Origin of the sequence: Devosia psychrophila (genome assembly GCF_000971275.1) — a bacterium.
Lineage (GTDB): Bacteria > Pseudomonadota > Alphaproteobacteria > Rhizobiales > Devosiaceae > Devosia > Devosia psychrophila.
The window spans coordinates 1-21,605 of sequence record NZ_LAPV01000140.1 but is presented as its reverse complement, the minus strand read 5'-3'; the positions used below and the strand labels follow the sequence as shown (position 1 = coordinate 21,605).

Annotated in this window: 20 protein-coding genes and 1 pseudogene; 11 read left to right on the top strand and 10 right to left on the bottom strand. The window is 61.1% G+C overall.

Translation table 11 applies throughout. The annotated features are described in order from the left end of the window. The coding region (locus WH91_RS15100) for an ISL3 family transposase (protein ID WP_046171842.1) at window positions 1-389 on the top strand (389 nt) is incomplete at its 5' end. Window positions 390-482: 93 nt separating this feature from the next. On the opposite strand, the gene WH91_RS15095 is transcribed toward WH91_RS15100, so the two are convergent. Further along, window positions 483-851: a cupin domain-containing protein gene (locus WH91_RS15095; protein ID WP_046171841.1), complete on the bottom strand. Its 369-nt coding sequence runs from the start codon at window positions 849-851 to the stop codon at window positions 483-485. Between the two features lie 230 nt (window positions 852-1,081). On the opposite strand from WH91_RS15095, the gene WH91_RS15090 reads away from it, so the two are divergent. The 7 genes from WH91_RS15090 to WH91_RS15060 all read left to right on the top strand — a co-directional run bounded on the left by WH91_RS15090 (window position 1,082) and on the right by WH91_RS15060 (window position 8,543). Next, window positions 1,082-2,092, top strand: a complete 1,011-nt coding sequence (locus tag WH91_RS15090; RefSeq protein ID WP_046171840.1) for a BMP family ABC transporter substrate-binding protein — start codon at window positions 1,082-1,084, stop codon at window positions 2,090-2,092. Window positions 2,093-2,162: 70 nt separating this feature from the next. Further along, window positions 2,163-3,677, top strand: a complete 1,515-nt coding sequence (locus tag WH91_RS15085) for an ABC transporter ATP-binding protein (protein ID WP_046171839.1) — start codon at window positions 2,163-2,165, stop codon at window positions 3,675-3,677. Further along, window positions 3,677-4,729, top strand: a complete 1,053-nt coding sequence (locus WH91_RS15080) for an ABC transporter permease (RefSeq protein WP_046171838.1) — start codon at window positions 3,677-3,679, stop codon at window positions 4,727-4,729. The genes WH91_RS15085 and WH91_RS15080 overlap by 1 nt, the downstream gene beginning before the upstream one ends. Beyond that, window positions 4,719-5,624, top strand: coding sequence for an ABC transporter permease (locus WH91_RS15075; RefSeq protein ID WP_046171837.1), 906 nt, complete (start codon window positions 4,719-4,721; stop codon window positions 5,622-5,624). The genes WH91_RS15080 and WH91_RS15075 overlap by 11 nt, the downstream gene beginning before the upstream one ends. A gap of 7 nt (window positions 5,625-5,631) precedes the next feature. After that, a complete protein-coding gene (locus WH91_RS15070) occupies window positions 5,632-6,948 on the top strand; it encodes an amidohydrolase family protein (protein WP_046171836.1) in 1,317 nt (438 codons plus the stop codon). A gap of 18 nt (window positions 6,949-6,966) precedes the next feature. Further along, complete coding sequence (locus WH91_RS15065) at window positions 6,967-7,794, top strand: purine-nucleoside phosphorylase (RefSeq protein WP_046171835.1); 828 nt, start codon at window positions 6,967-6,969, stop codon at window positions 7,792-7,794. A 2-nt stretch (window positions 7,795-7,796) separates the two neighbouring features. Beyond that, on the top strand, window positions 7,797-8,543 hold the full coding sequence (locus tag WH91_RS15060; RefSeq protein ID WP_046171834.1) for an SDR family NAD(P)-dependent oxidoreductase: 747 nt from the start codon (window positions 7,797-7,799) through the stop codon (window positions 8,541-8,543). 42 nt (window positions 8,544-8,585) lie between these two features. Here the strand turns inward: WH91_RS15060 and WH91_RS15055 are convergent, their stop codons facing one another. The 5 genes from WH91_RS15055 to mtnK are packed head-to-tail and all read right to left on the bottom strand — an operon-like array spanning window position 8,586 to window position 14,016. Next, window positions 8,586-9,707 (bottom strand): RuBisCO large subunit C-terminal-like domain-containing protein, encoded by a 1,122-nt coding sequence (locus WH91_RS15055; protein ID WP_046171833.1) that lies wholly within the window; start codon window positions 9,705-9,707, stop codon window positions 8,586-8,588. Continuing rightward, window positions 9,707-10,708: a transketolase family protein gene (locus tag WH91_RS15050; RefSeq protein WP_046171832.1), complete on the bottom strand. Its 1,002-nt coding sequence runs from the start codon at window positions 10,706-10,708 to the stop codon at window positions 9,707-9,709. Before WH91_RS15050 ends, WH91_RS15055 begins: the two co-directional genes overlap by 1 nt. 11 nt (window positions 10,709-10,719) lie before the next feature. Then, a complete protein-coding gene (locus WH91_RS15045; protein WP_046171831.1) occupies window positions 10,720-11,646 on the bottom strand; it encodes a transketolase in 927 nt (308 codons plus the stop codon). A gap of 7 nt (window positions 11,647-11,653) precedes the next feature. After that, window positions 11,654-12,748 (bottom strand): S-methyl-5-thioribose-1-phosphate isomerase, encoded by a 1,095-nt coding sequence (gene mtnA / locus WH91_RS15040; protein ID WP_046171830.1) that lies wholly within the window; start codon window positions 12,746-12,748, stop codon window positions 11,654-11,656. After that, on the bottom strand, window positions 12,745-14,016 hold the full coding sequence (gene mtnK, locus WH91_RS15035; protein ID WP_046171829.1) for an S-methyl-5-thioribose kinase: 1,272 nt from the start codon (window positions 14,014-14,016) through the stop codon (window positions 12,745-12,747). Before mtnK ends, mtnA begins: the two co-directional genes overlap by 4 nt. A 151-nt stretch (window positions 14,017-14,167) precedes the next feature. On the opposite strand from mtnK, the gene WH91_RS15030 reads away from it, so the two are divergent. From WH91_RS15030 to WH91_RS15020, 3 genes are all read left to right on the top strand, one after another. Beyond that, window positions 14,168-15,676, top strand: coding sequence for a sugar ABC transporter ATP-binding protein (locus WH91_RS15030; protein WP_046171828.1), 1,509 nt, complete (start codon window positions 14,168-14,170; stop codon window positions 15,674-15,676). 78 nt (window positions 15,677-15,754) lie between these two features. After that, entirely contained in the window at window positions 15,755-16,750 is a 996-nt protein-coding gene (locus tag WH91_RS15025) for an ABC transporter permease (RefSeq protein ID WP_046171843.1), read from the top strand. A 46-nt stretch (window positions 16,751-16,796) separates the two neighbouring features. After that, a complete protein-coding gene (locus WH91_RS15020; protein WP_046171827.1) occupies window positions 16,797-17,849 on the top strand; it encodes a substrate-binding domain-containing protein in 1,053 nt (350 codons plus the stop codon). Between the two features lie 197 nt (window positions 17,850-18,046). On the opposite strand, the gene WH91_RS15015 is transcribed toward WH91_RS15020, so the two are convergent. The 4 genes and pseudogenes from WH91_RS15015 to WH91_RS23595 all read right to left on the bottom strand — a co-directional run. After that, window positions 18,047-20,101 (bottom strand): bifunctional aldolase/short-chain dehydrogenase, encoded by a 2,055-nt coding sequence (locus WH91_RS15015; RefSeq protein WP_046171826.1) that lies wholly within the window; start codon window positions 20,099-20,101, stop codon window positions 18,047-18,049. 66 nt (window positions 20,102-20,167) lie between these two features. Further along, on the bottom strand, window positions 20,168-21,130 hold the full coding sequence (locus WH91_RS15010; RefSeq protein WP_046171825.1) for a sugar-binding transcriptional regulator: 963 nt from the start codon (window positions 21,128-21,130) through the stop codon (window positions 20,168-20,170). 57 nt (window positions 21,131-21,187) lie between these two features. Beyond that, window positions 21,188-21,385, bottom strand: a pseudogene (locus WH91_RS26180) (ATP-binding protein); the annotation flags it as partial. A gap of 50 nt (window positions 21,386-21,435) precedes the next feature. Continuing rightward, window positions 21,436-21,605 (bottom strand): IS5/IS1182 family transposase (locus WH91_RS23595; RefSeq protein WP_046170458.1); only part of this gene is annotated, 170 nt, incomplete at its 5' end.

Here is a 21,605-nt window from a genome sequence, read left to right as displayed (position 1 = left end):
GAGTGCCGTCCGCCAGAACCATCGCGCGGTTGATGACCACCGCTCGTGATCATCTGAGCAAGGCAGAAACCGTCACTATCGCCGCTATCGAGACCGGCGTGCCAATGCTTGCAGAGGCGCGTCGGATTATTGACGACTTCCACGTCATGATCCGCAAGAAAGATGTCGCCCGGCTCGACCCGTGGATCGCAGAGGCCGGCGCCAGCCTGATCGCATCCTTTGCCAGGGGTATCACCAATGATAAATCCGCCATCCGCGCGGCGATCACCCAGCCATGGTCCAACGGTCAGGTCGAAGGGCAGATCACCAAGCTCAAGCTCGTCAAACGTCAGATGTACGGTCGCGGCAAGCTTGACCTGCTCCAGGCCAGACTGATCGGAGCAACATGATCCTGCGATCATCGAATGTGCGTCAGAGCCCCTTTTGGAAGCCGATTACCCCGAAAACGGGGGCCTTATTCCACGCCTAATCACACTCTGCGCTTAGCCTTCCAGATTGACGTAGCTCTCGGGTGTGAAGCGCGGGGTACACAGGCAATAGAACTCGAGGTCGGTCGCGCCCATATTGGTAATCCGTTGCGAAACTCCGGCACCGATGACGACCTGATCACCAACAACGACCGGGCTGGTTTGCCCATTCACCTCGATCAGGCCTTTGCCCTTGCGGACGACATAGCGCTCAGCAATGCCGGAGAGGGCGTGCAGCTGCGTGGTGACGCCTGGCTCGACCCGCGCCACCGCAAGCGACGTTTCCGGCGACAGCGGCGTGTTCATCAACTCGGTGATGTGGCAACGCTCGCTCGTGTAGAACTCGAGAACCGCAGGGTCGGTGATTAGCCATTCTGGCGCCATCGGAATGCGATCCTTTCGATGAATAGACAAATGCTGATAGTGCTGACGAATGTAAAAACACGCTTGACTCATGTCAAAGGCATTGTTCTGCTACAATTCGATATTGGGGCGGCCGAGCGAAGCGAAACCAGGGGGTTGGGGTCGATGGGGAATGCCCGTTACACCATTTTTCGCCGGTGAATTGCCACCGCTGGCCCTGACATCCGACACCAATTTGGGGGACTGCACATATGATATTATGGAAATCGCTTCTGGCGGGCACCGCGCTGGGTCTTTTTGGCGTGGTGGGCGCGACGCAAGCGCAGGACAAGCTTTTCGTCTACGTTTCTCCCGATGTGATAGGTGTCAACGCCTTTCTGAAAATGGGGCAGACCGGAACGGAAGCAGCGGCCGCAAAATTTGGGGCCGAAGCCAAAACCTTTGAAAGCTCGAACGCCGCATCGCGCAAAGAAAACGTAGAAGCCGCTATCAACGAAGGCGCCTCCATCATCGTCATGGCCGGTTTCGAGTTCAACGATATCGTGACCGAACTGGCACCAGCCGTGCCCGACACGCAGTTTCTGATCGTCGACCAGTGCATCGAAAACCGCCCGGATAACGTCCATTGCGCCGTGTTCCGCGAGCATGAAGCCACCTACCTGATCGGCGTTGCTGCCGGCATGCTGACCAAATCCAACAAGGTTGGAGTGGTGAGCGCGCTCGATATTCCATTCCTACACCGCTATACCGATGGCTACGCTGCCGGCGCCAAGGCGCAAAATCCGGCCGTTGCCGTCGATATCCGCTGGGTAGGCGGTGAAAACCCTTTCGCTGATCCGGTCCGCGCCAAGGAGCAAGCGCTGGCCGCCAGTGCCGCAGGTTCGGACGTGATCTTCACGGCGACTTCAGGTGGTGACTTTGGTGTGTTCGAAGCGGCTAAAGAAGCTGACTTCAAAGCTTTTGCGGTGGATGTGAACCTTTGCCCGGAAGATCCGGAGCACATGGTTTCTGGTACGCTGAAGCGCGTCGACAATGCCATTCTGCAGGCTGTGGAAGGCATCGAAGCGGGCGAAAAGCAGCTGATGTTATCGCTGGGTCTGAAGGAAAAGGGCATGTCTATAATCGGGTTGGAAGACGAAGGCCTGGCCGAGAGTAAGTGCTTGATCGCATCCATGCCGGACGTGCTTGCCCAAGTGCGCGAAGTCGCGGCCCAGATCGAAGACGGTTCGCTCACGGTTGAAGACCCGATGTTCGCAAAGTAGGCGAGCGTCTGCATCGACCTGCCGCCCAAACCTCGGGCGGCAGGTTTTTTCAAGAGAAGGCTTTTTACCCATGCAGGTTGATCTGTCCGGCGTCACAGTGCGGTTTGGCACGCTGACGGCCGTAGACAATGTGTCCCTGCATTTTTCGCCGGGCGAAATTCACGCAGTGGTGGGAGAGAACGGGGCCGGCAAGAGCACAGTGATGAACGTGTTGTTCGGCCTGATCAAACCGGCCGTCGGCACCATCGCCATCGACGGCGCTGAGATGCAGTGGCGCAACCCGCAGGACGCCATCGCGCGCGGGTTGGGCATGGTGCATCAGCACTTTATGCTGCAGGATTCGATGAGCGTGCTCGAAAACATCGTACTGTGCTCCGAGCCAGTCAGCAACTTGGGGTTCGTAAAGTTCAATACGGCGAGGGCGCGGTTGCGCGAGATCGCCGAAACCTATGGGATCGGCGTAAACCCGGAAAAGCGCATTGCTGACCTGTCGGTCACCGAACGGCAGATCGTGGAAATCCTCAAGGTGCTGTATCGCGATGCGGCGCTGTTGATACTTGATGAGCCGACGGCGGTGTTAACGCCACAGGAAGCCGCCAGCCTTTTCCAGATATTGCGCAATTTCCGCGCCAGCGGCAAATCCATCGCGCTGATTACCCACAAGCTTGACGAAGTGATGGAAATCGCGGACCGCGTTAGCGTGATGCGGGCGGGCAAGCTGATTTCGACCAAGCCAATTGGCGAGACCAGTAAGGCTGAAATTGCGCGCGGTATTATCGGCGGCGAGCTGCCGGCATCGCTGACGCGGGCCACCCAAGCGGTAGGCGAGGTGGTGTTGGCGGTCGATGGCCTGCAGGCGCGCGGCGTCGGCAAAACGGTCGGACCGGTGAGTTTTGACGTGCGGCGCGGCGAGATTGTCGGCATTGCCGGGATTTCGGGCAATGGCCAGACCCAGATCATCGAGGCATTGGTTGGCCTGCGCGCCACGACGGGCGGACAGGCGAGCCTGTTGGGCCACACCTTGCGCGGGCTCGATGTGGGCGCGCGCAGGGCGCTGGGGATGAGTTACATCCCCGCCGACCGGCAGAGGGTGGGGCTGGCGCTGGAAGCCAAGGTCAGCGAGAACGCCGCGATTGGCCGCGAGGGCACCAAGGCGTTCCGCAACTGGCTGTTCATCAAGCGGGCGGCGATGACCTCCTTCGCGCGCGAACTGATCGAGAGCTACCACATCAAGGTGGCGGGACCGAATGCCCGTACGTCGTCGATGTCGGGTGGCAACAAGCAGAAGCTGATCGTGGGGCGTGAACTATCGCGCGGCACTCCGCTGATTATTGCCGAAAACCCGACCTGGGGCGTCGACATCGGCGCCATCGACTTCATCCATCGCGAGCTGATCCGCATGCGCGACGCGGGGCACGCGATCTTGCTGGTGTCGACGGAACTGGACGAGGTGCTGGCGCTGTCGGACCGGATCCTGGTGCTCTATGAGAACCAGATTGCCGGTGAGTTTGCGGCGGCCGATGCGGACCGGCTGGCAATCGGGGAATTGATGACCTCGCGGTCCAAAGTGGTGCAGGTGGCCTGATGGATATCGATTTTCGGAACCAGCTGCTGCCCTGCGTATCAGTATTCGCCTGGATCTTCGGCATCCTGCTGGTGCTGATGTTTGTTGCCAATGCCCATTTCGGCGAGGCGATCAGCGGGTTTCTCAACGGCGCATTTGGCGGGCGCAACCTTGCCTATCTGCTGACGACGCTGAGCCGGGCCACGCTGATCGTGGGCATGGCGCTGGCGGTGATGATCAGTTTTCGCGCTGGCCTGTTCAACATTGGCGGCGAGGGCCAACTGGTGATTGGCGGCTTAGCGGCAGCGCTGGTGGGCGTCTACATGCCGGGGCCAGGCTGGCTGGTGATGGCGACCGGCATCGTTGCAGCCATGGCAGCGGGCGGTTTATGGGCAGTGTTGGCAGGGGTGATGCAGCTTTACGTAGGCGTGCCACTGCTCATCGGCTCACTATTGCTGAACTATCCCGCGCGCTATCTCGGTTCGTATCTGGTGGGACACCCATTCCGGGACGTCGCGTCGGGTCTGCCGCAGACCCATTTGGTGCCCAACGAGGCCTGGCTGCCGCTGTTCTCCGGCACGCGGCTGGACATGGGCATCCTGTTCATTGCGTTGATGTCGGTGCTGGCGGTGATCTATTGCAATAGCACCGTGCCGGGCTACCGGGCGCGGATGAACGGGCTGGCGCCCGAATTTGCGCGGGCCTCGGGCTTGCCCGTCAAACGTATCGTGCTGCAGTCACTGCTGATGAGCGGCGCGATCGCCGGGCTTGTTGGCGCACTCGCCGTGTTCGGACTGCATCACCGCTTTACCGATGGAATGCTAGTGCAGCCGCTTTATGCGTGGACCGGCATCATCGCCGTGCTGCTTGTGGGGATGGTGCCGTGGGCCGTGCCGATTTCAGGGTTCTTTTTTGCGGCGATCCAGACCGGGGCAGCCGGGATGGAGCGCACTGCCGACGTGCCCAAGGAGATCGGCCTGATCATGCAGGCGGTGATCATCTTGTTTGTCGCTGGACGTATTTCAGGCGTGAGTCTCGCCGGTAAATCCGGGGAAAATGACAATGGGCATTGACCTGGTTTTGGACCCGGCATTTCTGCAATCGGTCCCGCGCTTCCTGACGCCAATTTTGCTGGCTGCACTCGGCGGGGCCATCTGCGAGCGGGCGGGCGTGTTCAACATCGCGCTTGAAGGCTTCATTCTGGTCGGGGCATTCTGCGCTGTGCTCGGCTCGTATTTTATGGGGTCGGAATGGTGGGGCGCGGTGGCGGCGATGGCCGGAGGGGTGGGCATGGGCCTGCTGTTTGCCGAGTTCAGCCTGCGCCGCAAGGGCGATGCGATCGTGGTCTCGATTGCACTTAATCTGTTTGCTGCCGGGCTGACGGTCTATCTGCTGCGGACGATTTTCGGAGTCTCCGGAGCGTTTCGCGACTCCGGCATCAAGGGTTTTTCGGGCATCGACATTCCGCTGCTGCGCGATATTCCTGTGCTGGGTCCGCTGCTCAATGGGCAGTCGATCCTGTTCTATTTCGCGGTGTTTGCCGCGTTAGCGCTGCAGCTTTTCTTTGCTCGCCACCGCCTTGGCCTGCGCTTGCGAGCGGCAGGCGAGAACCCAGCCGGGCTTTCGGCGGGGGGTGTTGATCCGCAACGGGTGCAGCTGTGGGCGCTGGTGCTGTGCGGCGCGCTGTGCGGGCTGGCCGGCGCGCAGCTTTCCATCGCCAACGTCAATCTGTTCGTAGAGAACATGAGCGCCGGGCGCGGCTGGATTGCCGTGGTGGCGGTGCTGCTGACCCGTGGGCGGCCGCTCTACGTGCTGTTCATCGCCGTGCTGTTTGGTTTTGTTGATAGCCTGTCGTTCCGCATCCAGGGCTTTGGCCTGCCGCAGCAATTTACCGATGTGATGCCGTATCTGGCGACGCTCATCGCGCTGATCGTTTTGTCGGCGTGGCACAAATCCAAAACCGCGTGAGGATGATATGACCGACCTGATCATCACCAATGCCGTGGTCGTGACCGCCGACGGAGCCAACACCTTGCTCGAAAAGGGCGGTGTGGCGGTCAGCAATGGCAAGATCACCCACATTGCCTCTGCTGAAACGCTGGCGGCGATGGAAGGGCAGGCCAAGCGCGTGATCGATGCGTCCGGCATGCTGCTGATGCCGGGGCTGATCAATACCCATTGCCACGCCGCCGACAGCCTGTTTCGCGGGCTGGTGGAAGACCTCAAGCTCGAGCCGTGGCTGCAGACAGTTTGGAAGGCGGAAGCCGCGATCCTCAACCCGCAGACGACCCACCTCGGCTCGGTTCTGGGTTTTGCTGAGCTACTGCTGGGTGGGGTGACCACCGTGATGGATATGTTCTGGTACCCCAGCGAAACCGTGCGTGCGGCGCGTGATGTGGGCGTTCGGGTTTCGACGGGCGGGATTTTTTTCGATTATCCCGGCGTCAACGGGCAGAGCCAGGTGCAACGCGAAGCAATTGCCGAGGCGTTTTTCGAAGAGTTCGGCAATGTCGACGATGTGTTCCCGGCGGTGTTGCCGCATGGCACCTACACGGTGTCGCCCGAGCATTTGAAGATTGCCCACGCGATTGCCGAAAAACATGGCGGGCTGTTTTGCACTCACGTAGCCGAGACGGCGGCGGAGCGGACCGATATCGAGACGCGCTATGGCAGGCCGGTTGTGCAGCATCTGGAACAGCATGGCCTGATCAACCAACGTTCGGTGTTTGCCCATTGCGTGCATCTCGACGATGCCGAAATCGAGATTTTGGCGCGGCGCGGCGCGACGGTTTCGCACAACCCGATGTCCAACCTCAAGCTTGCCTCGGGCTTCGCGCGAGTGCCGGATATGCTCAAGGCCGGGATCAACGTGACGCTAGGTACCGATGGCGCGATTTCGGGCAATGACCTCGACATGTGGATGGCGCTGCGCTTGGCGGCGACGGTGCATAAGGCAGTGGCTCGGGATGCTGAGGTGGTAACCACACGCGAGGCGCTGGCGATGGTAACCATTAATGGCGCCAAGGCGCTGAACGCGGCAGACCGCATCGGGTCGCTCGAAGTGGGCAAGCTGGCCGATATGGTTTTGCTCGACCTGAAGCGACCGCATGCGGTGCCAATGTTCGATCCGCTGACGCATCTGGTCTATTCGACCGCCAAGTCCGATGTGCGGCACGTTTTTCTCGGGGGCGAGCAGGTGGTGCGCGATGGCGCGCTGACTCGTCTCGATATCGCCGACACGCTCGACCAAGTCCAGGCACTGGTGCCACGGATCAAGGCGAGCATTGCCTGAGTTTTATGGAGAGTTCTTTTGACCCAAAGCCCGCTTGCCCGGCTCGAAGCCGCCTATGCCTCCATTGCCGCCAGGGTGGGCGCGCCCTCCGACACCGCCATCGTGCTGGGTTCGGGGCTGGGCCATCTAGCCGATGCCGTGGTCAATCCGACCTTCATTCCCTACGGTGAAATCGCCGGCTTCCCGGTGTCGACGGCGCCAGGGCACAAGGGGCAGCTGGTGATCGGCGATCTGTTCGGTCGCCGCACCGTTTTGATGCAGGGCCGGGTGCATCTCTATGAGGGCTGGGCGCCCCAGGATGTGGCGCATGTGATCTACTTGCTCGGCAAACTCGGCCCCAAGCGGTTGATCGTGACCAATGCGGCTGGGGCCTTGAACCCGGATTATCGCCCGGGCGATGTGATGCTGATCGAGGATCACCTGAACTTTACCGGGTTGAACCCGCTGACCGGGCCGAACGACGAGGCCATCGGCGTGCGGTTCCCCGACCTGTCGCGAGCCTATGACCCGGCGCTTCAGAGCGTGACCATCAAGGCGGCGGAAGTGGCAGGTGTAAGCTTGCGCAGGGGAATTTATGTGGGCGTTGCGGGCCCTTCGCTCGAGACTTCGGCGGAGCGCCGATATTACCGCGCAACGGGTGCGGATGCCGTGGGTATGTCGACCGTGCTTGAAGTGGTTGCCGCCGCCCATATCCGGCTGCCGGTGATCGGGCTTTCGGCCATCACCAACGAGGCGACCGGCGGACCGGACCAGCAGCCCGACACCATTGAAGAGGTTCTGGCAAACGCCGCCATCGCCGGCAAGAAGATCGACGCTGTGCTCGCCAAACTGTTGCCGCAGCTGTGAGCATGGGCACGGCACGGTTCGACTTCACCGGCCAGGTGGTTCTGGTCACCGGAGCTTCCGGCGGGTTGGGCCAAGCCATTGCCCGCGCCTTTGCCGCCGCCGGGGCAAAGGTTGGTGTCCACTACCACGCCAACCGCGCTGGCGCCGAAGCTTTGGCTTCCGAGATCGGCGGCATCGCTCTACAGGCCGACCTGACGCGGGAGGCCGCCTGCATCGGGTTGGTCGAGAGCGTGCGCTCGGGGCTGGGCGGGCTTGATGTCATCATCAACAATGCCGGCCAGCAATCGGTGGCAGGTTTGACCGATATTTCGGGTGATGACTTCCGGGCCATGATGGACGCCAATGTCGGCGGGCCATTCGCGTTGACCAAAGCACTGGCAAAGGCCGGGCACGGTGGGTGCGTGGTCAACATTGCCTCCATCGAGGCACTGCAGCCGGCGACGGGGCATAGCCACTACGCGACATCAAAGGCTGCGCTGGTGATGTTTACCCGAGCCGCAGCGCTGGAGCTGGGGCCGCTGGGCATTCGCGTCAACGCTATCTCGCCGGGCCTTATCGAGCGCGACGGGTTGGAAACGGCTTGGCCCGAGGGTGTGGCCCGCTGGCACGCGTCCGCGCCGCTGCAGCGGCTGGGCAAGCCCCAGGACGTTGCGGATGCGGCACTGTTCCTAGCGTCGGACGCGGCGCGGTGGGTGACTGGCGCGAATTTGGTAGTTGATGGCGGGGTCAGCTGCACGACGACATGGTGATTGCCTCAGGTGGCATCCCAGACCTGACAGCATGGGGGCAAGCTAGCCCTGACCAACCGCCTCGGCCAAGCGCCGGCAGGCAGCTGGCAGATCGGCCTTTTCTCGCAGCAGCGCGCCGCCGATGAGATAGATCACATCATTTCCGTATGTTGCCTGCATTTCGGGGATGCGCCCGAACGTCATGCCGCCACCAGGGGCGGGCAGGATGGGCTGGAGGCCGCCGAAATCGGACGTGCAGCCGGCGATGATCGACTGGCATTCTTCGCGCGAAAACCCGAAGCGGCCGCCGAAATTGGGATAGACCACCGCATCGATCCCCATCAGGCGTTGCAGCAGGCCGAAGAAGAACGCATGTGAAAAACCGGTGGTGGGAGTGATGACATTTGTGCCGCCAAAGGTTGGGTGCGAGACCAGCGGCAGATCGAAATCGGGATCGGCCGAGAGAGTGCGGGCAACGTCGAACCCCGCCAGCGACGGGGCCAGCATAATGGCGCCTGCGCCGAGCTCTTTTGCCATCCACGCGCGATCGAAGATTTCGACAGCGGGCCCGGTGATGTTGGGCACGTAGGTGCTGGTGAACCCAGTCTTGGCATTGGCATCGTTGACCGCGTCAATGCAAGCCTTGAGGCGATCTGCGTAGGGCGAGGTGTGTTGGCTGGCGAGGCCGTGATCGTCCTTGATCAGGTTCATGCCACCAAGGGCGAATTGGTGCGCAAGGGCTGCCAGCTCGTTGGTCGGCAGGCCTACCGGCTTGATGGCCGACATCAGGATTGGCGCGTGGGGAACGCCGGTGCGCTGACGCAAGCCCGGCGTGCCGAACTTGGGGCCGGGGCAAAGGTCGATAATGGCCTCCGATAGCGTCATGGTTTCAACGCGGGTGGCGGTCTTGATCGAGGAATTGCCGAAGATGACGTTGAGCAATTGCAGGAAATCGCCGCCGACGTCGTCGTCGCTATAGGAGATTTCGGCGAGATACCCTGCACGGGAATCCGTGCCGGGCGTCAAAGCTTCCAGACGCCCCAGGATTTCATCTTCGACGTAACCGGCGGGGACGATATCGCGGGGAATTTCGACCGTTTGCTCGGCGGCAAGATCGAGGGCGCGGGCGCTGGCTTCCTTTTCGTCAGCGGCGCCCAGCCAATAGGTGACGGTAAACCGGGCCATCAGAGAGCTTCGGCCTTCTGTGCGGAATGGACCGCATCGAGGCGCGCGGTTTCGAACTCGGCGTCGGCGATATCGAGGTCGCGGCCGAGCAGCTGACCGATGGCATTGGTCAGCGCGCTTGCGTCAAGCCCGTATTTCTTCATCAGATAGGGCTTGGACGCGCCATGCGCGAAAGTGTCCTGCAGGCCAAGGCGCTTGAGGCGAACGCCCAGGCCTTCTTCGGCAAGGATTTCGGCGACTAGGGAACCAAGGCCGCCAACGATGGTGTGGTTTTCGAGCGTGACGATGCCCTTCTTGCCGCGCGCGGCCTTGATCAGCCCATCGCGATCAAAGGGCTTTAGGGTTGACACGTGCAGGTGGTGGACGCCGACATTGCGCGCCTTGAGCGGCTCGGCAGCACGCAGTGCTTCTTCGGTGCAGACGCCCGAGGTAACGACGAGAACATCATCGCCTTCCGACAGCGTACGCAGCTTGTTGAACTCGAACGGCGTCGAGAACAGGCGCGGAACTTCGCCGCGCAGTACGCGGACATAGACCGGGCCATCAATGGCATCGGCAACTTCGAGTACGGTCTCGACTTCGGTGGCGTCGCCGGTTTCGAGGATCGTCATGTTCGGGATTGCGCGCATCACCGAGATGTCTTCGATGGCCTGATGGGTAATCCCGCCGGGCGTGGTGATGCCGGGCAGGAAGCCCATCAGCCGGACCTTACGGTTAGAATAGGCAATAGAGTTGATCAACTGATCGTAGGCACGGCGATAGAGGAACACCGAGAAGGTGTGCAGGAATGGCCGAAATCCTTGCATGGCGAGGCCACCGGCAAAGCTGAGCATATTCTGTTCGGCCATGCCGAGCGAGAGGAACTGATCCGGATGTCGATCGCGGAAACCATCGACCTCGCAGGACGAGGTCAGGTCGGCGGAAAGGCAGAGCACTTCCGGACGGGCGGTTGCAAAGGTTTCAAAAGCCTTGGCGTAGGGACGGTTGACGAGTTCGACCATTTTCGGGCCTCTCAGATTTCGGCCAGATCGACACCGAGGTCGGCGGCGATGGCGGTTTGCATTTCTTCGCGTTCGGCTTTCGACTTGAAGCGAACATAGTGCAGGCGCGGGAAGCGCTTTTGCAGATAGGGCATTCCCTGAAACGGCGAAGTATTGGCGAGAATGACTAAGGGCTTGCCCGGCTCGGCCGAATTGGCGGCGTCGCGCATGGCTTCCAGATCATGCCCGTTGATGGAGCATGTGGTGGCGCCGAAGGCCGCAACGCGAGCTGGCAGATCGCCAAGATCGAGCACCGAGGACATAGCCCCATCGCACTGCTGCCGATTGACGTCGACGATGACGCGGATGTTGTCGATGTTGTGGTAGCTCATGGCCGCCAGGGTTTCCCAAGTTTGGCCCTCCTGGAACTCGCCATCCGACATATAGACCCAGACCTTGCCGGGTTCGCCCTTGCGCTTGCGCGCCCAGGCAATGCCCGAGCCCATGGAAAGGCCCTGGGCCAGCGAGCCGGTGGTGACTTCCATGCCGGGACTGTGTTCGGCACCGATCATTTCGACCGAACCGCCATCGCGGTTGAAATGGTCGAGCGCGTGTTCATCCATGCGGCCCATCTGGATGAGGGCTGAATAGATCACCAGCGCATAGTGCGCCGGTGAAATGATGAAGCGGTCGTATTCGGGTGCGAACGGGCCATGATAGCCGGCGCCGGTGAAAGCATCGGGGTTATGGGCCGAGGGCACGCCGGCGAAGGGCAGCGGCACTTTTGGCAGTGTCGGTTCGCCAAGCTTGAGCACTTCGTTATACAGCAAGGCCAGGCTCTCGGCGGCCGAGCAGGCCTGGCTCAGATAGCCGCCATTGTTGCGCATGGAATGAAGGAAGACGCGGCGGCGGATGCCGGCGGCAACGTCCTCAGTGGTCTGGCAATTGGGAATCGACATTGCTGCCTCACGTGCGTTCGGGAAAAAGGGCTTTGAGGCCCTCGGGCGAGGCCTTGGCCACGCCGCGCTCGGTGATCAGGCCGGTAATGAGCCGGGCCGGGGTAACGTCGAAGGCCGGGTTGGCCGCGTTGGTGCCTTCAGGCGAAATGCGCACCACCGCAATCTTGCCATCGGCGGCGCGGCCCTGAACGAAGGTGACTTCGTCCCCGGATCGTTCTTCGATCGGGATTTCCTTTACCCCGTCCTTGACCGTCCAGTCGATGGTGGGGGACGGTAGCGCCACGTAGAATGGCACGTTGTTGTCCTTGGCGGCGAGCGCCTTGAGATAGGTGCCGATCTTGTTGCACACGTCGCCATTGGCGGTGGTGCGGTCGGTGCCGACGATGACCATATCGACCATGCCGTGCTGCATAAGATGGCCGCCAGCGTTATCGACGATCAGGGTATGCGGCACGCCGTGGTTATTGAGCTCCCACGCGGTCAGCTGCGCGCCCTGGTTGCGTGGGCGGGTTTCGTCGACATAGACGTGGACCGCAATACCCTCTTCAGTCGCCAGATAGATCGGCGCAGTCGCGGTGCCGTAGTCCACGGTGGCGAGCCACCCGGCATTGCAGTGGGTCAGGATGTTGACCACTTCGCCGGGCTTTTTCCTGGCCGCGATTTCCTTGATGATGGCGAGGCCATTCATGCCGATATTGCGGTTGAGCTGAACGTCTTCCTCGGCGATCTCTGCGGCACGCAGATAGGCCGCTTCGGCACGGTCGGCGATCGGCATGGGACGGAGGAACGCGCGCATTTCATCAAGCGCCCACCTTAAGTTGATTGCTGTGGGGCGAGTTTCGTGCAGCTTTTCCCACACGGTATCGATGGCTGCATCGGATGCATCATCGAGCATCGCGATAGCGACGCCATAGGCAGCGGTAACGCCGATCAGTGGCGCGCCGCGCACCCACATGTCGCGAATGGCGACGGCAATGCCATCGACGGTGCGCACCGTTTCGATACGGAACTCATGGGGGAGCCAGCGCTGATCGATGATGTCGACAGACCGGCCATCCTCGTTGAGCCAGATGGTATGGTAGTGACGGTCTCCAACTTTCAAGACACGATCTCCTTCTCGATCAGTTCGGCCAGTGAATTGACTTCTTCTATGCTGTAAATCTGCCGCCGGTTGACGGCGAGGTGACGCCCAAGCTTGAGCGCCTTGGTTTCGCACCATGCCCGCGTATCCACATCGGCGATGGTTTCGAAATCGGCATTGTGGGCGAGCCCGAGAATGCGGCGGTGCATTTCCACACCTGCAAAGCCGAGCATATCAACCCAGATCTGGTGCAACACATGGTCGAGCGCTTGCTCGGCGCCAAGAATATCGCCCTGCTCTTCGAAAAGCGCCACCTGATAGAGCATGCCGGTACGCTCGGTGCGCCAAAGGCGCGAGAACTCGGCGCGGAAAACGCTCCAGGTTTCGGTGACGACGCCCAGCAGATAGGTCCGCATGGTTTCGCGACTGCCGGCCTCTTCGTGGCCGGATTGCGAGAAGTAGGCCATCCAGAAGTTTGCCAGCAACATGCCCACATCGAACGCCATCGGCCCGTAGAACGCGAACTCTGGATCGATGACGCGGGTTTCATCGGGCGTGACCATGACGGAACCCGAATGCAAATCACCATGCAGCATGGTTTCGGCGCTGGCCGCGAACAGGTGCTTGAGGCGCTGGGCCTCGACCTTGAGGTCGCGATCGGCGCGAATCTGGGCGACGATACCATCGAGCTGCGGCGAGGTGTGCCGGTTGCGCGGCGCATCGTAATAGGGCTCGGAGAACACCAGCGCTTCGGTGATGTCGCAGACTTCCGCATTATCGGCAAACAGCGCCAGATCATCTTTGCGCCCGCGAGCGGTCATCGACAGATCTGAGCCACGGAACAGTGTGCGCGCCAGAAATAGGCCAAGATCATTGGCTATCTTGGGCAATTGCTGGCCATCGATAAGGGCGCGGCGCAGAATGATATGGGGCGACAGGAACTCCATGACGATGAGCGCCTGAACGGCGTCGAAATGGAAAATCTCAGGGGTGCTGCCGGGGTGGCGCGCTTCCTGACGCATGAGCGCGTGATACTCAAAGAACGAGCGCTTGAGCGGCAAAGGCCAGCTATCGCCGACGAGGCGCACATAGGGCAAGGCCTGCTTGACGACGGCAGAACCGCTATCGCCTTCAACGATGAAGACAAGATTGAGATTGCCATCGCCGACTTCGCGCACTTTCCAATGGTTGCCATCATTCCCGATACGATCCTGCAGGGCTGGATATGTGCTGAGACGAGCTGGCAGGGTGTGGATTGTCAGTGCTTCGAAAACTTTCATTTCCCTCATCTCCCCCTCACGACGCAATGTGCATGCACAGCGGTTTCCCCCGCTTGCGAGCCTTGATGTTCTCCTTTCGTAAGACACGTTTCTGTCAATTGTCAACATGCTTGACATTTGATGGCGTCGCGCTTTAGCATCATGGTCAGGGGAGGAACAAATGGTCGAAGAACCCGTGTTCCGCGTTGAGGGCCTGCGTAAGTCTTTCGGTCATATACAGGTCCTGGGTGGGGTCGATCTAGCGTTGCGCGCAGGCACGGTAACAGTGCTCATGGGCGCCAACGGCGCCGGAAAATCGACGCTCGTCAAGATCGTCAGTGGTGTGTATCGGCTTGGGGCAGGAACCATTACGCTGGCCGGACAAGCCTTTACGCCCGCCACGCCAGCAGACGCCATTCGTGCCGGGGTGGTGACTGTGCATCAGAACATCAATGATGGCGTGGTATCCGACCTCGATGTCGCGACCAATCTGACACTTGATCGCCTGAACGGGCCTGGAGCGCGCCTTGTGTTCAACCCGCGCCGGGTGCGGCGTGAGGCCAGAGAGGTCGCCGACCGTATGGGGTTGACCGTCGATCTCAAGGCCAATGTCAGCGACCTCGCTCTGGCTGACCGGCAGATGGTAGCCATTGCCCGCGCCATGGCCCATGAGGCTCGCGTCCTCATTCTGGATGAGCCGACAAGCTCGCTGTCGAGCGCCGAGGCCGATCGGCTGTTCCAACTGGTGGACAGGCTGCGCGAGCGTGGCGTCGCCATTCTTTATATTTCGCACCGCATGTCCGATATCCGACGTCTGGCAGACACGATTGTGAGCCTGCGCGACGGACGCATTGCCGGTGTGTTCGACGGGGCGGAACTGGACTATGAAGGTGCGGTCAATGCCATGCTGGGCCAGAAGATCAGCCGGACCGATGTTGTGGTCCGAGAAGCCAGCGCGCCGGTGTTCAAGGTCGAAAATCTGCGCATTGCCGCCAGCGCCAAGCCTTTTTCGCTGGCGCTGGGTGACGGTGAAATCGTCGCGGTCACTGGGCTGGTCGGCGTGGGCAAGACGGCGTTCGCCGAGACACTTTTCGGGGCGCGCGCGCCCTTGGTCGGATCGATGACGCTGATGGGCAAGGCCTATGCGCCGCGCACCACCCAGCACGCTATCGAGAATGGGGTGTTTCTGATCGCCAAGGACCGTGCCGATAGCGGCATCGTACCCGACTTCAACATCTACGAGAATATCAGCCTGCCATTCCTCAAGCGCCTGTCCGACTTTGGCATTTCGAAGCGCCGGGCTGAGCGGGCAAGGGCGCGCAAGCAGATCGCCGAACTGGGTATCATCTGCCGCACCGAGCGCGATGACATGAGCACGCTTTCGGGCGGCAACCAGCAAAAGGTGATGGTAGCGCGCTGGCTGAGCCAGCCGGCCAAGGTGCTGATCCTCGATGAGCCGTTTCAGGGCGTCGATATCGCCGCGCGCCGGGATATTGCCGGCAAGCTGCGTGCATCGGCCCCGGGCCGGGCAACAATCGTATTCCTGACGGAACTCGACGAGGCTTTCGAGATAGCCGACCGTATTGTGGTGATGTCCGAGCACACGCTGGTGGGCGAACACCGCAATGCCGAGATCGATATCGACAGGTTGCTGGCGGAAATTGCAGGGCATCACGGGGCGGTCAATTAAGTGGACACTTCAACGACAGGGACCAAGATGGCCTCCGATACCACAGCGCAAGCGGCCAAGCCGCGCCCGGTCAACGCCATGAGTGCGCGCGACTATGCGATCCGATATGGGTTCCTGGCGCTGCTGGCGGGCCTCGTGATTTACTTCGGCCTCGCGGCCGATGGCTTTGCTTCGCCTCAGAGCGCAGTGTTTATTTTCCAGTCCGTGGCAATTACCGGCATTCTGGCGCTTGGGGTGACGGCCACGTTGGTCGTGGGCGGGTTCGACCTGTCCATCGGCTCGGTCGCGACCACGGCGATGATGGCTTCGTCTTATGTGATGGTGGTGATGGGGGGAGATGCCCTGATGGCCGTGGCAGCGTGCCTGGCTGTGGGCGTTGTCGTCGGGCTGATCAACGGCTTTCTCATCGTCTATATGCGCGTGCCTGATCTTCTGGCGACGCTGGGTATGATGTTCCTGCTGGTCGGGTTGCAGCGCATTCCCACCGAAGGGCGTTCTATCGCCACGGGCATGACCATGCCCGACGGCTCGGTTGCGAGCGGCACGTTCAGTCCGGAATTTCTGGCGCTGGGACGGCACCGGTTCGATCTGTTCCTGCCAAATCTCTTGCCGATTTCGGTGGTCGTACTGGTGGTGCTCGCCATCGTCATCTGGTTTTTTCTCGAATACACGCGGTTTGGCCGCATGATGTATGCCGTCGGCTCGAACGAGCGTGCTGCGCAATTGGCCGGTGCGCCGGTCAATGCCTACAAGATATGGGCCTATGTCATCTCGGGCGTCTTCGCTTCGATCGGTGGCATCCTGCTCGCGGCTCGCCTGGGGCGTGGCGATATCGCCTCGGGCAACAACCTGCTGCTCGACTCGGTGGCGGCTGCACTGATCGGCTTTGCCGTGCTCGGCGCAGCCAAGCCGAACGCGCTGGGAACAGCGGTTGGCGCGGTGTTTGTCGGCGTGCTGCTGCAGGGACTGACCATGATGAACGCCCCATATTACACACAAGATTTCATCAAGGGCGCGGTTCTGGTCGTCGCCCTGGTGTTCACTTTTGCCCTCTCGAAAAGAGGCAAGCGGTAGGGTCCGCAACCCCAAAATCAATAATCTGCAAGTGGAGGATAACTGAATGCATATTTCTCGTAGAACCCTCGGCAAGCTGGCCCTCGGCCTGCTTGGCGCATCGACCTTGGGCGGCACAGCCTTGGCGCAGGACAAGCCGGCGCCGTTCGACAATCCCGGCCAAGTCAAGATCGCGCTAGTGCGCTATCTGTCGACCGGCGACTTCTTCCAGGCCTATCTGTCGGGTGTGGAGGCCCAGGCAAAGGCATTGGGCGTCGACCTGCGCGTGCTCGACAGCCGCCAGGACGCCGCACTGCAGGCGGACATGGTCGATCAGGCCATCGCGCTTGGGGTTGATGGCATCATCATCCAGCACGGCCTGACAGAATCGATGAAGGAAGCCGCCCAGCGTGCCGTCGATGCGGGCATCAAGGTTGTGGCGTTCGACGTCAATGTCGAAAACCCGGCTATTCCTCAGATCGAACAGTCCGACCGCGATCTGGCCCGTCTGGCGCTGGAACAGGCTATTGCCGACAATGGCGACTCCTGGAAGGCCGGTTATGTCTACGTGGCCGGCATCGCGCCGCTCGACCGTCGCGACGAAACTTGGAGAGAATTCAAGGCCAAGTATTCGGGCATCAACGAAGCCGCCATGTTCGGCACGATGGACAACCCCATCGCCAACTCGGTTGCCAATCAGGCCCGTTCGGTATTGTCGGCCAACCCAGACATTACGGTGATGTTTGCACCTTATGACGAGTTCGCCAAGGGCGTGAAGATTGCCGTGGACGAGGCTGGGCTCTCCGCCGACGTCAAGATCTACTCGGCGGACATATCGACATCCGATATTGCGGCAATGCGCGAACCGGGCAGTGCTTGGATGGCAACCGCAGCCACCAATCCGGCCGTTGTCGGCCAGGTTTCGGTGCGGGCTCTGGCCATGTTGCTGGCCGGTGAAGATCCGGGCCACAACGTGGTGGTGCCTCCAACCTTGATCACTCAGGCGCAACTCAACGACAATGACATCAAGAATATGGAAGAACTCGGCGCCAAGCTGCCCCAGTTTGCCCACGCCGATGTGGTCGTTCCTGCCTGGATGCCGCTGCCAGCGGTAAAGTAAGGACTTCCTCCCAAGTCCAGCAGAGAGGGCGGCCTTCGAGCCGCCCTTTTTGTTTTCTGGATAGAAATGAGGTGTGCGTTCCGGCACCTTGCACGATCCGCCGGTCACTCCCGCTTTCGCGGAATGACGGAGTGGCTGCGTAGGCTACGCCCACAGCGCCCGCTGCATGTAAGCACGGAAGGAGTAGATCCGAGCGCCTACCGCATTGCTGCAGCGATATTGCCGCCATCGACCGTAGTAACGTCGGCCGTGGTGCGCTCCGCCAGAGCCTGATGGACGAAGGCCTGGGCGACGTCTTCAGCGGTGACTTCGAGACCAAGCAGGTTCCCCGCCATGTAGTCCCTGACGGAAATGCCGCGTGCCCACGAGCGATTGGCGATCATCTCATCGTTGAGCAGGCCCGAGCGGATGCGATCGGCGTTGACCGCGTTGGAGCGGATGCCATCGGCCCCGTGCTCAAGCGCGTATTGGCGCGACAGGAACAGCGCCGCGGCCTTGGGCAGCCCATAAGCACCGAAATTTGCACCAGGATTGACCGCCTGCTTGCTGGCATTGAACAGCAACACGCCGCCCGTTCCCTGTTGCTTCATCACCCGAACTGCGTTCTGCGCCACGGTCTGGTGGGCGAAGAAATTAAGCTCGAAGCTCCTGCGCAACAGGGCGTCGTCGAGCGTGGCTATCGCGCCTTCCCAGGCAGCGCCAGCATTGGAGACGACGATATCGACGCCGCCATAAGTGGCGACAGCCGCATCGAAGGCCGAGCGCACGGACGCGGCATCGGTAACATCGCACCCGATGCCGATGGAGCCGTTGCCGGCGCTCTTGGCAGCAGCGGCGGCTTTGGCGGCCTCGATATCTAGCACTACGACATGGGCGCCCTGCTGGGCGAAGGCCTTGGCGGTGGCAGCGCCGATGGCGCCCGCGCCGCCAGTAACGACAGCAACCTGGCCGGTGAAGGGCTTGGACTTGGCCCCGGCAAGCTTGGCCTGCTCAAGCGACCAGTATTCGAGATCGAACAGGTCGGGGCGGCTGACGGGCTGGAAGCGCCCAACCGACTCGGCATCGCGGGCGGCTTCGATCCACATCTCACCGATATCGGCGGCAATGCGTGCATCCTTGAGAGTGCGGCCATGGCCGAACATGCCCAGGCCCGGCACCAGCGTCAGGCGCGGCATCGGATCGAGCATGGTGCGCTTGACCTCGCCGCGAGCGTCATTGGATTTGAAATACTCGGTGTAGTCGGCGGCAAAGGCAACGACGCGATCGGCGATGATCTGCTTATAACCATCAAGCGCATCGGCATCGGGGGCTGGCAGCACCATGGGCCCAGTCTTGATGCGGATGGAGAGATCTGGAGTCGAGACACCACGGCGCGCCATGTCCTCGACCTGGCTGGCGTTGACGAATTCGAGAATGGCGCGGGAGGTGCGGAACTCGCTGACCATGCGGTCAAATCGACCTTCGCCGCGATCGACGGCGACGGCACCGCGCAGGAGGGCAGCGACATCGGCGGGCTTGGCCAGCTTTGCCGGCAACTTGGCGGGAGTGAACGGGTTTTTGCCGTTCTGCTTGACGTAATCCTCGGCGACCGTGACGTAGTGGATCATCAGATCATAGGCTTCCTTGGCCGTGGCGGCGAAGGTGAAGATGCCGTGCTTATCGAGGATCAGGCCCTCGACGGTCGGGTCCTGATCGTAGACATCCGAGGCGGCCTTGGCGAGATCAAAACCTGGCATGATGTACGGCACAAAGCCCATTTTCGGCCCAAAGAGCTTCTCGCTCATCGCCCGGCTTTCGGCCTGATCGGCAATCGCCAGAATGGCGGTCGAGTGCGTGTGGTCGACGAACTTGTGCGGGATGAAAGCGTGCAGCAGCGCTTCGACCGACGGATTGGGCGAGGCCGGATCGATGAGGTTTGCGCGCTGGAGCGTGACCATGTCCTCATCGGAGAGCTTCGCGAGGGCGCGACCCTTCAGTAATGGAGCGATTTTGACGGCGGGCAGGCCTTCGGGCTCGATGGTCCCCATATCCCAGCCGCTGCCCTTGACGCACAGCACATCCCAGCTGTCGCCGACAAGATCGGTAACCGTAGTCTTGACTGAAGTATTGCCGCCGCCATGCAGAACCAGGCGGGGCTCGCCGCCGAGCAGCCGCGTGGTGTAGGTGCGCAATGCAAGATCGCGATTGATTCCCTTGGGGGCGTAGGCAGCCACCATGGCCTCGGCTTCGGCATCGTTCCAGAGATTTTTCATTCGCGTAGATCCCGCATAAGTCCGCAGGCCCAAGCAAGGGCCCGGATGGTCAATGGATTGGGTGGGTCAGCTAATCTTGGCTTCGGTGGCCCAGCGGGCTAGCAGTTTTTGAGCCATGGAGGTGGTAACGACCAGATGGGAGACGAGCCCCCCCTTGATCGCGGCCACGAGCGGCTCGAACTTGTTTTCCTCTTGCACCACCATCATCCGCTTGGGGATGGCTCGGATTGAGGAGAGATCGGCGGATATGCAGCGCCGGTTGTAGGTGCAGTCCATCAAATGGCCATTGGCGTCGATCAACTGCCCGGCGATGACGCCGGCGGCACCAGCTTCGCCCAGGGCGTGCATTTCCGCGGCGGTCAAAGCGCCGCACTTGACCAGATGGCTATCGTCCTCGATGCCGCCGACCGAATAGAGCGCGAGCTGGCAATCGGAGATGGAGGCGAGCTGTTCGAGAATTACGGGTTCGGCGCGCAGCTCGTCTGCCAGACGCTCGGAGCTCAGAACCAGCGGCGCGTGGATATTGATACCCTCGGCGTTGAGGCGACGGGCGATTTCCGTGATGCATTGATCGGGGCGGTAGGAATAGGGCGCGCCGAGATTACCGCAAAGCTGGACGACGGCAACATCCTGCAGGTCGGCATAGGGCATGACGTCGGCGATGTGATAGACGGTGCGCCCCCAAGCCACCCCGACCCGATCGCCCTTCTTGACCAGCTCAAGGAAAACGGCGGCGGCGACAACGGGCATTTCCGAGGTGGGATCGACGGCTTGACGATTCTCGGGGACGATCCACACAGCCTTCAAGCCGATAGCGTCTTCAAGTTCGCGCGCCAGCACATCGTCGGTGAACAGCTGACTGGAGGTGGAGATGGTGACGATGCCATTATCGCGCGCCTTACGCAGATACATGGCGACCGATGCGCGGGAAATATCGAGGTGCTTGGCTACCTCGTCCTGCCGCATACCATGGGTGTAATACAGCCAGGCGGCCTTGTGTATGATCTGATCGGCCGGCCGGATCGGCATCGCATCTCCTGACGAATTTCACCCTGTTTAGACATTATTCACGCGCGCTGACAAAAGTCAATTTGATCGGTATGAATCGATTGCCCTGATTTGCGGTCGCTTAACGAGACTATCGCCGCTGATGTTTGTTTCTTGATGGCAACGCCACAGAGCATCCGACTTTCCCCATTCCCCGAATGGCTGATTGGCGGTGATCAGCATGGAGCGTCGCTCGCATCGGGCGCTGATGAGTTCGAACAGTACGCTGGTCTCGGCCTAGTGCGGAACCGGCTGCATTTCTCTGTCATGTCTAGGGTCCGGACTCATTACAGCCACCAGATAACGGCTGCGGCGAGGCTGACGGCGCCCATGAAGTTTCGGACATTGCGGTCGAAGCGGGTGGCAATGCGTCGCCAGTCTTTGAAGCGGCAGAACATGCGCTCGATGACGTTGCGCTGCTTGTAGATCGCGCGGTCGTAGTTGTACTGGATCTTGC